The sequence below is a fragment of the Motiliproteus sp. SC1-56 genome (assembly GCF_017309075.1).
GTDB lineage: Bacteria > Pseudomonadota > Gammaproteobacteria > Pseudomonadales > Balneatricaceae > Motiliproteus.
In genome coordinates this window covers 23747-36370 of record NZ_JAEMGS010000006.1, presented here as the reverse complement: position 1 = coordinate 36370, position 12624 = coordinate 23747, and the positions used below count along the sequence as shown (strand labels likewise).

The window sequence follows — 12624 nt, the reverse complement described above, 5'->3', positions numbered from 1 at the left end:
AGGAAAAGCCCATGCGGACTGCAGCGCCATCACGGTTTTTTACCAGCCTGCTTCTAGTTTCCCTGTCGCTATCGTTTTCTTTCGGCGCCCGCGCCCAGGAGTCCCCCTGGCTGTTGGTGCCTACCCTCAGTAACGATCCCAAGCTAGGCTTCAAGGCCGGCGTCATGGCCGGCTACCTGAAACAGTTTGATCCCCTGTCGAATGTCTCCATGGTGGGCGGTTTCGCTAATTACAGTGACACCCACTCCTACACCGCCGGCCTGTTCTCGGACCTGTACTGGGGCGGGAACCGTCATAAGTTTCGCGGCATCGTGGTCGGCGGCTACATCAATAACGAGTACGACGACTACCTGGGCAGCGGCGCCACGGTGGACACGGAGGACCACCTTAAGGGGGTGTTTGTCCGCTACTCCCGACGCTTCAAGCCCCTCTGGTACCTCGGGGTGCAGGCGGCGTCCTCCAATTACGCCATCGGTATCGACGGGTTAAGCGACGAAGTGGCCCAGCAGGTCGGCCTGACCGGGTTCGATGCCAACGGCGTCGGACTGGCGCTCGAGTACGACAACCGGGATAACACCCGCAGTACCACCCGCGGCCACTACTTTATGCTCAACAACATCGCTTACCGGGAAGCGTTGGGCGGGGACGACTCCTTTGATGTGATCCAGGGCGACTACCGCTGGTTCACGGCCTTGGGCCAGGCGCACGTGGTCGGGGTGCAGGTGGCCGGGCGCTGGACCGAGGGCGCGCCCCAGAGCGGTTACTCGTCGCTGCAGTTGCGCGGATACACCCGGGGCAACTACCTAGCGAAACAGTACACCCACGTGGACATGGAGGCCCGCATTCAGCTACAGGGGCGCTGGGGGATGACGTTCTTTGCGGGGCTGGCCTGCCTCTATGAGTCGCTATCGGATTGCCGTGCCGGTGGGGATCGCTACGCCGCCGGGGGAGGGGGCGTCACCTACCTGGTCAAGCCGGCGGCAGGCTTTGTCATCAAGGCGGAATACGCGCTGGGGGAGAAGGACAACTCCGCGTTCTACCTGAAGCTGGGGCACGCGTTCTGAGCGGGACTGCGGGCCGGGGCCAAGCTCCGCTAAATTTACCGGGCTGAGCTGGCGGGGCGGGGGGCGATAGAAAACCTTCACTTTCGTCCCGTTCAGCCGGCAAAGCCCGCGTCTTCCAGCAGATCCTTGCCTTCGGCCGCGGCGCGGGCCAGGTCATCCACCCGCTCGTTCTCGGGGTGGCCACTGTGGCCCTTGACCCAGTGCCACTCCACCTGGTGCTTCTGCGCCAGCTCGTCGAGACGCTTCCAGAGGTCCACGTTTTTGACCGGCGCCTTGCTGGCGGTTTTCCAGCCCTTGCGCTTCCAGCCGCTGATCCACTGGGTAATGCCCTGGCGCACGTACTGGCTGTCGGTGGTGAGCACCACGTGGCAAGGCTCGTTCAGCAGCGCCAGCGCCTCGATGGCCGCCAGCAGCTCCATGCGGTTGTTGGTGGTGCGGGCAAAGCCCTGGCTCAGCTCCTTGCGGTGCCCCTTGTAGAGCAGCAGCACGCCGTAACCGCCGGGACCGGGGTTGCCAAGACAGGAGCCGTCTGTGTAGGCCCGCACGGTTTTGTTGGTGCTCAAAATGGACTCCTCGGGAAATAACGCGAGCGCCATTGTAGTGTTAAGATACGCCTTTGTGTAGCAGCAACCCGGACCCGCTCCATGCGACAGATTGTTCTGGATACCGAGACCACCGGTATCGAACCCTCCCAGGGCCACCGTATTATCGAAATCGGCTGTGTTGAGATGGTGGGCCGCAAGCTCACCGGGCGTACCTACCACCAGTACATCAACCCTGACCGGGAGGTGGAGGCAGAAGCCATCTCGGTGCACGGCATCACCAACGAATACCTCGCCGACAAACCCCGCTTTACCGAAATCGTCGACGAGTTCATCGAGTTTATCCGTGGCGCCGAGCTGATCATTCACAACGCCCCCTTCGACGTGGGCTTTATCAACCACGAGTTCAACTTGGCCGGCCCCCGGTTCGGTACCCTGGACCAGATCTGCACGGTGTTCGACACCCTTACCTTTGCCCGGCAAAAGCACCCCGGCGCCAAGAATAGCCTGGACGCCCTGTGCAAACGCTACGGCGTGGACAACTCCAACCGTGAACTGCACGGGGCCTTGCTGGACTCGGAGATCCTCGCCGACGTCTACCTCTTTCTCACCGGCGGCCAGACCGATCTCTCCCTGGGGCACGGCGCCGACGGCAAGGTGGCGGTCAGCGACATACAGCGGGTGGCGCCGGGGCAGTATGACCTGGCCGTGGTGCGTGCCAGCGCCGAGGAGCTGGCCGAGCACGAGGCCATGCTCGATCGCATCGATAAGAAAAGCGGCGGCAGCGTCTGGCGGGCGGGCTGAGACGGTCCACCGCGTTACCCGCGCTGAGGCGCAGAAACGAAAAAGGCAGCCCGAGGGCTGCCTTTTTTGCTGTTGTCGCTGGCGGTGCCCGTTAGAGGGCGACCACCACGGCCAGCAGGCCGACCAGGCTCAGCACGATGGTGTAGGGCAGGGCCATGATCACCATCCGCATGTAGGAGAGGCGCACCAGGGGCGCGATGGCCGAGGTCAGCAGGAACAGGAAAGCTGCCTGACCGTTGGGGGTCGCCACCGAGGGCAGGTTGGTGCCGGTGTTGATGGCGACGGCCAGGTGCTCGAAGTGCTCGCGGGTGATGGCGCCGTTGGCGTAGGCCGCCGCCACTTCGTTGATGTAGACCGTGGCCACGAACACGTTGTCGCTGATCGCCGAGAGAATACCGTTGGCGATGAAGAACATGGCCGGCTGCACGCCCAGGTCCATGGCCAGCACCGCCTCGATGATGGGCTGGAACAGGTGCTGGTCGTGAATCACCGAAACAATGGCGAAGAACACCACCAGCAGCGCGGTAAAGGGCAGGGCCTCTTCAAAGGCCTTGCCGATCTGGTGCTCCTCGGTGATGCCGTTGAAGGCGGTCAGCAGCACGATGACGGTGAGGCCGATGATGCCTACCTCGGCCAGGTGCATGGCCAGACCGACGATCAAAAACAGCGCCACGGCGAACTGCACGTAAAGGGCGACCTTGTCGCGCTTGGTCTGCTTGGCGTCCTGGGCGCGGTCAAATTCCTGCAGTATCTTGTAGACGTTCTCGGGAATCTGGGCGCCGTAACCGAACAGCTTCTTCTTCTCCAGCAATACCACGGTCAGCAGACCGCAGATCAGTACCGGCATGGAGACGGGCGCGGTGCGTACGAAGAACTCGACGAAGTGCCACTCCATCTTGGCGCCGATCAGCAGGTTCTGGGGCTCGCCCACCAGGGTGCAGACCCCGCCGAGGGCCGTGCCGACGGCGCCGTGCATCAGCAGGCTACGCAGGAAGGCGCGGAACTGGTCGAGTTCGGTGCGGTGGTCTTCGCCCAGGTGCTCGTCGCTGGAGTGGTCGTGGTCCAGGCTGTAGTCCTTGCCGGAAGCGACCTTGTGGTAGACGGAGTAGAAACCGACACCGGCGCTGATCAGCACCGCGGTTACGGTCAGCGCGTCCAGGAAGGCGGAGAGGAAGGCGCCCATGAAGGAGAACAGCAGCGCCAGCTTGACCTTGTCGCGCACGTTCAGCAGCAGCTTGGTGAAGACGTAGAGCAGCATGCCCTTCATAAAGTAGATACCGGCTACCATGAACATCAGCAGCAGGATGACCGGCAGGTTGGCGGCTACCTCGTGGTAGATCTGCTCGGGGTGGGTCAGGCCGATCACCACCGCCTCGATGGCCAGCAGGCCGCCCGGTTGCAGCGGGTAGCACTTGAGGGCCATGGCCAGGGTGAAGATAAACTCGAAGATCAGCAGCCAGCCGGTGACCACGGGGCCGGCGATGAAGAGGATCAGCGGGTTGAGGATCAGAAAGGCGATGATCGCCTGCTTGTACCAGATTGGCGAATTTCCGAGGAAATTGCGCAAAAAGGACTGTGCGAGGGTTCCAGTCATTCTCGGTTCCTACATCAGAGTAATTAAAAAGGGTTGTGTTTGACGCGGACACACGGCACCGGCCTGGAGCGGCCAGTTCGTGCCTCCTAAGCTTTTGTTATACCGGCTCTGAATGCGGGGGCATGGAGTTATTATCGTTATGCACCCTGTACGGCGGCGGCTAAGAATAGCAACTCCCCCCGTTAAGCGGAAGCGGGGACGCCGACGGCAATAAAAGTGGCGCTACTATGCCAGAAGCGGGGGGTGTGAAACATTGGCCATACGTCTAGTTTCGCGCCAGAAATGTGCCCGCAAATTCCTGAATATAAACAAATATCATTTTGTGAAATGGAGGCGTACATGGGCCGAATGCAGGTACAGCAGGGAGACATCACACGCCTTGCGGTGGACGCCATCGTCAATGCGGCCAACCGCTCCCTGTTGGGGGGCGGAGGCGTGGACGGAGCGATTCACCGCGCCGCCGGGCCGGAGCTGCTGGCAGCGTGCAAAACGCTTGGCGGCTGCGAAACCGGGGAGGCGAAGCTTACCCGGGGCTACCGGTTACCCGCCGCCTACGTGATCCATACCGTGGGGCCTGTTTGGCACGGGGGCGACCAGGGCGAACCCGAGCTGCTGGCTAACTGTTACCGCAATAGCCTGGCGCTGGCGGCGGAGAAAAAACTGAAACGCATCGCTTTTCCCGCCATCAGCTGCGGCGTCTACGGTTATCCAGCGGACAAGGCCGTGACCATCGCGGTACGCGAGGTGGCGCAGGCGCTGCAAGCGCACGAGGGTGTCGAAACGGTGATTTTCTGCTGTTTTGGACAGGAGATGGCCGAGCTTTATCGCGCGGCGCTGGCGCAGGGCTGAAGGAGGCGGGGCTGAAAGCAGTAGAGAGCGGCGGGGTCGCTGCGAAACCCCGCCGCGAAGGGGTGCTCAGTCCCGGTTGTCGCCCTTGTTCAGCGCCTCGAACTCATCCAGGTCGTGGAGGGTTTCGTGATCCACCTCTTCGCTGGGGATCTCGAAATCGTGCACCTCCTCCCAGGCCGAGCCGGGAACCCGCTCCCAGACGGTGCCGGGTTTGGCCTCCAGGCGCTCCTGGAGGGATTCGTCCATCTTCACCAGGGTCTCGATGGGGTAGGGCATCATGTTCTTGGGGTCGGCGAGAAACGCCGGGTCCTCGTAGCCGGTATACATGCGCCAGCCGGTATCGCGCAGGTTGGCCGGCACCGTCTTGTACATAAAGCGCACCGGCAGCGGCTTTTCGCCCACCGCCATCTTCGATACCAGCGCCAGAAAGGGGCGGATCTCTTCTTGGGTGTCGTATTGATCAGTCATTGCATTCTCTCTTGATAGCGCAGCGGGCATGATACCGGACAACGCCCGCCAACGCCCAGCGCCAGGCTCAAAAGGCGCTGGCCCGCGGGACGGTTATTTCAGCTTCGACATTTGTGGGTGGGAGGGGATCGCCCTATTGCAGAAATTAGACGAGCGCGTTCCAAGTGACAGCTACCAACACAAAGTGGACATCCAGAGCGGCCTTTACGATGTCTTCGACTGTGACATTGCGAACGCATAGCTACAGCTGAAGACAGACAGCAAACAACACAACCCTGCCAGCTGTGATCTCTTTACCTGGATGCTCCGAGACCAACCCAAGCTCGTGCCAACGATTACTATACTTCGCGTTGTCTCCACACAATCTGATGCATCATTCTGCCTCGATACACGCAGGAGCGGGATTTAAATGAAAAAGGCTAAAGGTTTACTGTTGGGGGTGTTCATACATACCCTCTTCTTTCAAGTTGCGCTAGCAGGCGACGGAACAACAGCTTTAGTGCCTTTACCCTCGATCGAGGATTTTACGAGGGGTGATGATGGCTGGGGCTTCGGGCTGGGCTTGAGTGTTGAATACGAATCTGCCTATGAAGGGTCGGATGAGTATGGCTTCGAAGTCGATCCCGCTGGTGCAGTTCAGTGGCGTAGCGGTGATGATATTTTCTTTTGGGCCGGTGAGGCGTTGGGATGGCGTGGTCTTCGTGCTAATAAGTGGCTATTTGAGGCGGCAGTGGCGTTCGATGAGGGGCGTGAAGAAAGCGATTCCGATGACGGTCGTTTGGATGGACTCGGCGATGCGGATGAGGACTTTGAGCTCGTGCTGCAAGCACGTCGTGCTTTCGATGTCGATTGGCGTTATTGGCTGGATGGTCGAGTTGTAACCGGCGATAACGGAAGTCTTGGTCTGATTGCAGTGGGGCGCCGCTTCGGCGACCACAAGGACGGAACTGGCCATGAAATTGCTGTCGCTGTGGTATTTCACGATAGCGATTATGCCAGTAAAGATTTTGGCATAGACGCAGGGCAATCAGCGGCATCGGGACTGGATGAGACCGATCTGAGTGGAGGATTCCGCTCGTTTGGATTCAATTACAATTATCGCCATTATATCGACGAAAATTGGCAGATTTTCGGCGAGGCGGTTTATGAGCGTTACAGCAGCGACATTGAGGATAGCCCCATCGCACGTAACAACTATGAAGCCGAAGTTGGCGTCGGGTTCATTTATGTCTTCTAGAGCGCTTAAACAATCTACTTTGGGACGAAAACAATACCTAACAGGCAGCTAAGTGTCCTTAGAAGCCGATCCAGCCAGCTCACGATATGTCCCCTTTGGGGCATTTCCTGTCGCTCGACCGGATTTCTCAGAGTGGCCACGTTGTACATGAGTGCCCCGGTAAATCCCTTTGGCGTACTCATAAAAAAGCCCCGCAGGTTAGCCTGCGGGGCTTTCAGATCGCGGTCCGTGAACCGTTAAGGCTTAGGAAGCCTCGACGGTGGGAATCACGGTGGCGGCGGCCTTCTGGTAGGCCTCGATCTCGTGGAAGTTGAGGTAGCGGTAGACATCATCAGCCATGGTGTTGATGTCCTGCGCGTACGCCATGTATTCCTCGAAGGTGGGGATCTTGCCCAGGGCGGCGGCCACGGCTGCCAGCTCCGCGGAGGAGAGGTAGACGTTGGCGTTATCGCCCAGACGGTTGGGGAAGTTCCGGGTCGAGGTGGAGACCACGGTGCTGTTGGCGGCAACCCGGGCCTGGTTACCCATGCACAGGGAGCAGCCGGGCATTTCGGTGCGCACGCCGGCGCGGCCGAAGGTGCCGTAGTAGCCTTCCTCGGTCAGCTGGAACTGGTCCATCTTGGTCGGGGGCGCAACCCACATGCGGGTGGGCAGGCTCTTGACCTTCTCCAGCACCTTGCCGGCAGCACGGAAGTGACCGATGTTGGTCATGCACGAGCCGATGAAGACCTCGTCGATCTGGGTGCCCTGAACCTCGGACAGCAGCTTGACGTCGTCGGGGTCGTTGGGGCAGGCCAGGATCGGCTCTTTTACGTCGTTCAGGTCGATCTCGATGACCGCGGCGTACTCGGCGTCCTTGTCGGCTTCCATCAGCTCGGGGTTGGCCAGCCACTCTTCCATTCCCTTGATCCGGCGAGCAATGGTGCGCTCGTCACCGTAGCCCTGGGAGATCATCCACTTGAGCATGGTGATGTTGGACTCCAGGTACTCCTTGATGGGCGCCTCGTTGAGCTTGATGGTACAGCCGGCGGCGGAGCGCTCGGCGGAAGCGTCGGACAGCTCGAACGCCTGCTCCACCTTCAGGTTGGGCAGCCCTTCAATTTCCAGGATGCGACCGGAGAAGATGTTCTTCTTGCCGGCCTTGGCCACGGTCAGCAGACCCTGCTTGATGGCGTAGTAGGGAATGGCGTTGACCAGGTCACGCAGGGTGATGCCGGGCTGCATCTTCTCGCCCTTGAAGCGCACCAGAACGGATTCCGGCATGTCCAGGGGCATAACGCCGGTGGCCGCAGCGAAGGCAACCAGGCCGGAGCCGGCCGGGAACGAGATACCCAGCGGGAAACGGGTGTGGGAGTCACCGCCGGTGCCCACGGTGTCGGGCAGCAGCATGCGGTTCAGCCAGGAGTGGATAACGCCGTCACCCGGACGCAGGGAGACACCGCCGCGGTTCATGATGAAGTCGGGCAGGGTGTGGTGGGTGTTGACGTCCACGGGCTTGGGGTAGGCCGCGGTGTGGCAGAAAGACTGCATGGTCAGGTCGGCGGAGAAGCCGAGGCAGGCCAGGTCTTTCAGCTCGTCGCGGGTCATGGGGCCGGTGGTGTCCTGGGAGCCTACGGTGGTCATCTTGGGCTCGCAGTAGGTGCCGGGGCGTACGCCCTCGACGCCGCAGGCCTTGCCGACCATCTTCTGCGCCAGGGAGTAGCCCTTGCCGCTGTCAGCCGGCTGCTCGGGCAGGCGGAACAGGTCGGTGGGGCCCATGCCGAGTACTTCGCGGGCCTTGGTGGTCAGGCCGCGACCGATGATCAGGGGAATACGACCGCCGGCCTGGACTTCGTCCAGGATCACCTTGGTCTTGAGCTGGAACTGGCACAGCTCTTCGCCGGTCTCGTGGTTCTTGACCACGCCCTCGTAGGGGTAGACGTCGATGACGTCGCCCATGTTCATCTTTTCAACGTCCATCTCGATGGGCAGGGCGCCGGCATCTTCCATGGTGTTGAAGAAGATGGGGGCGATCTTGCCGCCGAAACAGAAACCGCCGGCGCGCTTGTTAGGGACAAAGGGAATGTCGTCGCCGAAGAACCAGAGCACGGAGTTGGTGGCGGACTTACGGGAAGAGCCGGTACCGACCACGTCGCCCACGTAGGCAACGGGGTAACCCTTGGCCTTGACTTCCTCGATCTGCTTGAGGGGGCCGGTGGTGCCGGGCTCCTCGGGGTTGATGCCTTCGCGGGCCATCTTCAGCATGGCGTTGGCGTGCAGGGGGATGTCCGGGCGCGACCAGGCGTCGGGCGCGGGAGAAAGGTCGTCGGTGTTGGTCTCACCGGGTACCTTGAACACGGTGACGGTGATCTTCTCGGGCACTTTCTTCTTGGAGGTGAACCACTCGGCGTTGGCCCAGGATTCCATGATCTGCTTGGCGTAAGCGTTGCCCGCTTCCATCTTCTCCTGCACGTCGTGGAACGCATCGAACATCAGCAGGGTGTGGGACAGCGCCTTGGCGGCGGCGGGCGCCAGCGCGTCGTCGTCCAGGCAGTCGATCAGCGGGGCGATGTTGTAGCCGCCCAGCATGGTGCCCAGCAGCTCAACGGCCTGGACTTTGTCGATCAGGGGGCTTTCTGCCTCGCCCTTGGCGATGGCGGCCAGGAAACCGGCCTTGACGTAGGCCGCCTGGTCTACACCTGCGGGAATGCGGTTTTTCAGCAGGTCCAGAATGAATTCTTCTTCACCGGCGGGGGGATTCTTGAGAAGGTCCACAAGCGCGGCGGTCTGTTCGGCGTCCAGGGGTTTGGGGGGGACGCCTTCCGCTGCTCGTTCTTCTACATGTTTGCGGTAAGCTTCAAGCACGTTATAGCCCTCGTTATCTACCAGGATCGGGGCCGCGGACGGCCGTGGACAGACCCTGTCGATGTGGTCATCGATTTCTGTTTTGGCGGGGCGATTCTAGCCGAAACAGGGGCTTAAGTTAAGTATTGTCGACAATTGTGCCGCTAATACTTTGGGGTAACGTGGGTGTTTAGCTATTGTTTATAAAGGCTATTTCTTTTGGTGATGGCGGGTATAGAGTTGGTTTATACTGGGGCCTTTTGTCCTGAGAAGTAGGCTCCCCCGTCATGGAAATCCTGGCCGAAATCCGTCTTTTCTTAGCCTGCCCCACGCCCGCCTCCTGGGTTGAGGCCGCTCTCGATAACCTGCCGCTGCTGCTGATCGATCACGCCCACTGCGAGAAGAAGGCGGCCTCCAGCGCCATGAACCTGATCTTTCGCTACGCCGACAAGCCCGATCTGTTGCACCGGCTGTCACGCATCGTGCGCGAAGAGATGATCCATTTCGAGCAGGTGCTGGCGCTGATGGCCGAGCGGGGGATCACCTATGACCACCTGTCGCCTTCGCGTTACGCGCAGGGGCTGCGCCAGCATGTGCGCACCCATGAGCCGGCGCGACTGGTGGACACCCTGATCGTGGGCGCTTTTATCGAGGCCCGCTCCTGCGAGCGTTTCGCGGTGCTGGCGCCGCGGCTGGAGGACGAAGCCCTGGCCCGCTATTACCACTCCCTGTTAAAGGCCGAGGGGCGGCACTACCGGGATTACCTGGAGCTGGCGGAACAGGCCGCCCAAGGGCCGATCGACGATCGCGTCGCCTTCTTTGCCGAACAGGAGCGGCAGCTGATCGAAGAGGTGGATGATTGCTTTCGCTTTCACAGCGGGGTGCCGGTGAGCAAACGCTGAACGCAAGCGCGTCTGTCGCGGCGTTTGTGCAGGGCCTCTGATCGCTAGCGGTCTCAGTAGACCGTGGTCGCCCCCGGGGCGAGTACTTCCAGCACCTCGAAACAGGCCATGCTGGCGTCCATCGCCACCTGCTCCAGCTCAGCCTGCTCAAGGCCGAGGCGGGCCATGCTCTGCGGCAGTATCGGTTCGAGTGTCAGTGGACCGTTGCCTGCCCGGGGCTCCACCTGCTCGGTGACCCCCAGAGCGAGGGCGAGGGTGTGCGCGGTATCGCCGAAATTCCGGCATTTTTCCGGGGTGTGCTGCCAGCGCACCGCTTCGCAGATGCGGGCGGGCAGGTGCCAGGACTCCAGCAACAGGGCCCCGACCTCGGCAGCGGTGAAGCCAAGTTCTGCCTCTTCGAGCTCGTAGAGCGGGCGGTGCTCTGCCACGTGGCGCTCTTCGAGTGCGCGCGCGGTTTCCGGGTGGCTGTCATAAAGCACCAGGCGCCCGCAGTCATGGAGCAGCCCGGCCAGGAACTGGGGCTCCCCTTTGCCTCGATGGCTGCGCATGGTCAGGGTTTTAGCCACCAGCCCGCAGTAAACACTGCGGTGCCAGAAGGTATCCATATCCAGCCCCTTGGGGGCGAGGTTGCCGAAGCTTTTGGTGCTGCTGGCGGCAATGATCAGCGAGCGCAGCTCATCGGTGCCGATCATGGTGATGGCCCGTGAGAGCGAGTCCACCTGACCGGCAAGCCCGTACAGGGCGCTGTTTACCAGGCGCAACAGGCGCGCGCTCAGTGCCGGGTCGTGGGCGATGACATCGGCGATCTCGTGGAGGTCGGCGTCGTCACTTTCCAGCAGCTCATTGGCTCGGGCCACCGCATCCGGCAGGGACAGCAGGTGTTCGACGCCTTGGATCAGTTCTTGAGGGGTCATCGCTCTTTATGCCTCGTATATGCCTAGTTGTCGCACCGGTGCGTCGGCTGTGCAGTAAGTCTATAGCATAGAGGGCATTGCGCCCCCGGCTTGCCCCGGGTTCAAGCCTGGTGGGTAATGGGAAAACCGTGAAGGCGGTGGCTGTTGTCCCGGTTCCATTCCAGGAACCAGCCGCGCTTGTCCCAGTCGCCCAGCACGATGCGTTGTGCCGGTTCGCCGTCGAGTTCGAAGCGGTGGCTGGCGGGGCGGTGGGTGTGGCCGTGGATCAGGGTCTGACAATTGGCATCTCGCATCACGCGTTTCACTTCCTCGGGCGTGACATCCATGATTTCCTGGGACTTCTCCTGGCCCATTGCCTGGCTCTGCTGGCGCAGCTGGCGGGCGATGGCACGCCGCTCGTCCAGGGGCTTGGCGAGAAAATCCCGTTGCCAGAGCGGCTCCCTCACCTGGCGGCGGAACGCCTGGTAGTCGGTGTCGGCCAGGCAGAGCTGGTCACCGTGAAGCAGCAGCAGGGGCTCCCCATAGGGGGTGATGCAGAACGAGTCCCGCAGCAGCTGCGCGCCGCAGCGTTCGGCAAAACGCTCGCCCAGTAGAAAATCCCGGTTACCCCGCTGCAGGTAAACCGGGGTGCCGGAATCGGCAAGCCCTTTGAGCGCCCGGCAGACCGAAACGATCAGCGTGGACTCGTCATCGTCCCCCACCCAGGCATCAAAAAAATCCCCGAGTATGTAGAGCGCGTCGCAACCGGCGGCGTCATGCTCCATGAAATGCGCGAACGCCCGGAGAATGTCCGGGCGTTCTTCATGCAGGTGCAGATCAGAGATGAACAGCGTGGACATCAGTCGACGATTTCCGCGGACTCGATGATTACGTCGTCCACCGGCACATCCTGGTGGCCGGCGCGGCTGGTGGTTTTCACGCCCTTGATCTTGTTCACCACGTCCATGCCGTCTACCACTTTGCCGAAGACGGCGTAGCCCCAGCCTTCGGTGGTCTTGGCAGTATGGTCGAGGAAGGTGTTGTCATTGACGTTGATGAAAAACTGGGCGCTGGCGCTGTGGGGGTCCATGGTGCGGGCCATGGCCAGGGTGCCGGTCTTGTTGGTCAGGCCGTTGGCCGCCTCGTTTTCGATGGGCGCGTCGGTCTCTTTCTGGGTCATGCCGGGCTCAAAGCCCCCGCCCTGGATCATGAAACCGTCGATGACACGGTGAAAGATGACGCCATCGTAGAACCCCTTGCGGACATAGCTTTCGAAATTGGCTGCGGTCTTGGGTGCTTTGTCACTGTCGAGTTCAATCTTGATGTCGCCGAAATTGGTATGAAGAATGATCATTGCGTAATACCTGTTCTCGCATGTGGAGTCTCCCGCCGGAGCGGGAGAATATCGTTTGAAGCGCAGACTAAAGTCTAACGATTATAGGGCCGCT

The 12624-nt window shown here is 61.2% G+C and carries 12 protein-coding genes; 5 read left to right on the top strand and 7 right to left on the bottom strand.

Annotated elements, in window-relative coordinates; translation table 11 throughout:
* The first annotated feature begins 11 nt into the window (after positions 1 to 11).
* Positions 12 to 1064, top strand: coding sequence for a BamA/TamA family outer membrane protein (locus JGZ97_RS07985; protein ID WP_207062093.1), 1053 nt, complete (start codon positions 12 to 14; stop codon positions 1062 to 1064).
* Positions 1065 to 1156: 92 nt separating this feature from the next.
* Here the strand turns inward: JGZ97_RS07985 and rnhA are convergent, their stop codons facing one another.
* On the bottom strand, positions 1157 to 1627 hold the full coding sequence (rnhA, locus tag JGZ97_RS07980; RefSeq protein ID WP_242521618.1) for a ribonuclease HI: 471 nt from the start codon (positions 1625 to 1627) through the stop codon (positions 1157 to 1159).
* An 81-nt stretch (positions 1628 to 1708) separates the two neighbouring features.
* On the opposite strand from rnhA, the gene dnaQ reads away from it, so the two are divergent.
* Positions 1709 to 2410 carry a DNA polymerase III subunit epsilon gene (gene dnaQ, locus JGZ97_RS07975; protein ID WP_207062091.1) on the top strand — a complete coding sequence of 234 codons (702 nt, stop codon included), beginning with the start codon at positions 1709 to 1711 and terminating at the stop codon, positions 2408 to 2410.
* 91 nt (positions 2411 to 2501) lie between these two features.
* Here dnaQ and nhaB read toward each other — a convergent pair whose 3' ends face one another.
* On the bottom strand, positions 2502 to 4004 hold the full coding sequence (gene nhaB, locus JGZ97_RS07970; protein WP_207062090.1) for a sodium/proton antiporter NhaB: 1503 nt from the start codon (positions 4002 to 4004) through the stop codon (positions 2502 to 2504).
* Positions 4005 to 4343: 339 nt separating this feature from the next.
* Here nhaB and JGZ97_RS07965 point away from each other — a divergent pair, with 339 nt between their 5' ends.
* Complete coding sequence (locus JGZ97_RS07965; RefSeq protein ID WP_207062089.1) at positions 4344 to 4853, top strand: O-acetyl-ADP-ribose deacetylase; 510 nt, start codon at positions 4344 to 4346, stop codon at positions 4851 to 4853.
* Between the two features lie 66 nt (positions 4854 to 4919).
* Here JGZ97_RS07965 and JGZ97_RS07960 read toward each other — a convergent pair whose 3' ends face one another.
* Positions 4920 to 5321 carry a DUF2185 domain-containing protein gene (locus JGZ97_RS07960; protein WP_207062088.1) on the bottom strand — a complete coding sequence of 134 codons (402 nt, stop codon included), beginning with the start codon at positions 5319 to 5321 and terminating at the stop codon, positions 4920 to 4922.
* 409 nt (positions 5322 to 5730) lie between these two features.
* Between JGZ97_RS07960 and JGZ97_RS07955 the strand changes: the two genes are divergently transcribed.
* A complete protein-coding gene (locus JGZ97_RS07955; protein WP_207062087.1) occupies positions 5731 to 6558 on the top strand; it encodes a MipA/OmpV family protein in 828 nt (275 codons plus the stop codon).
* Positions 6559 to 6801: 243 nt separating this feature from the next.
* Here the strand turns inward: JGZ97_RS07955 and acnB are convergent, their stop codons facing one another.
* Entirely contained in the window at positions 6802 to 9402 is a 2601-nt protein-coding gene (gene acnB, locus JGZ97_RS07950) for a bifunctional aconitate hydratase 2/2-methylisocitrate dehydratase (RefSeq protein ID WP_207062086.1), read from the bottom strand.
* A 266-nt stretch (positions 9403 to 9668) separates the two neighbouring features.
* On the opposite strand from acnB, the gene JGZ97_RS07945 reads away from it, so the two are divergent.
* A complete protein-coding gene (locus JGZ97_RS07945) occupies positions 9669 to 10283 on the top strand; it encodes a tRNA-(ms[2]io[6]A)-hydroxylase (RefSeq protein WP_207062085.1) in 615 nt (204 codons plus the stop codon).
* Between the two features lie 53 nt (positions 10284 to 10336).
* Here the strand turns inward: JGZ97_RS07945 and JGZ97_RS07940 are convergent, their stop codons facing one another.
* The 3 genes from JGZ97_RS07940 to JGZ97_RS07930 form a co-directional block, all read right to left on the bottom strand.
* Positions 10337 to 11197 (bottom strand): HDOD domain-containing protein, encoded by an 861-nt coding sequence (locus JGZ97_RS07940; RefSeq protein ID WP_207062084.1) that lies wholly within the window; start codon positions 11195 to 11197, stop codon positions 10337 to 10339.
* 101 nt (positions 11198 to 11298) lie between these two features.
* The gene (locus JGZ97_RS07935; protein ID WP_207062083.1) at positions 11299 to 12036 is read right to left on the bottom strand and encodes a UDP-2,3-diacylglucosamine diphosphatase; all 738 of its coding nucleotides are present in this window, start codon (positions 12034 to 12036) and stop codon (positions 11299 to 11301) included.
* Entirely contained in the window at positions 12036 to 12530 is a 495-nt protein-coding gene (locus tag JGZ97_RS07930) for a peptidylprolyl isomerase (RefSeq protein ID WP_207062082.1), read from the bottom strand. Before JGZ97_RS07930 ends, JGZ97_RS07935 begins: the two co-directional genes overlap by 1 nt.
* Between the last annotated feature and the right edge of the window lie 94 nt (positions 12531 to 12624).

Bases quoted from the DNA above. Each gene is read 5' to 3' on its own strand.
- JGZ97_RS07945 (WP_207062085.1), top strand. From the start codon at position 9,669: ATGGAAATCCTGGCCGAAATCCGTCTTTTCTTAGCCTGCCCCACGCCC.
- JGZ97_RS07955 (WP_207062087.1), top strand. From the start codon at position 5,731: ATGAAAAAGGCTAAAGGTTTACTGTTGGGGGTGTTCATACATACCCTC.
- nhaB (WP_207062090.1), bottom strand. From the start codon at position 4,004: ATGACTGGAACCCTCGCACAGTCCTTTTTGCGCAATTTCCTCGGAAAT.
- JGZ97_RS07965 (WP_207062089.1), top strand. From the start codon at position 4,344: ATGGGCCGAATGCAGGTACAGCAGGGAGACATCACACGCCTTGCGGTG.
- JGZ97_RS07960 (WP_207062088.1), bottom strand. From the start codon at position 5,321: ATGACTGATCAATACGACACCCAAGAAGAGATCCGCCCCTTTCTGGCG.
- JGZ97_RS07940 (WP_207062084.1), bottom strand. From the start codon at position 11,197: ATGACCCCTCAAGAACTGATCCAAGGCGTCGAACACCTGCTGTCCCTG.
- JGZ97_RS07935 (WP_207062083.1), bottom strand. From the start codon at position 12,036: ATGTCCACGCTGTTCATCTCTGATCTGCACCTGCATGAAGAACGCCCG.
- JGZ97_RS07930 (WP_207062082.1), bottom strand. From the start codon at position 12,530: ATGATCATTCTTCATACCAATTTCGGCGACATCAAGATTGAACTCGAC.
- JGZ97_RS07985 (WP_207062093.1), top strand. From the start codon at position 12: ATGCGGACTGCAGCGCCATCACGGTTTTTTACCAGCCTGCTTCTAGTT.
- dnaQ (WP_207062091.1), top strand. From the start codon at position 1,709: ATGCGACAGATTGTTCTGGATACCGAGACCACCGGTATCGAACCCTCC.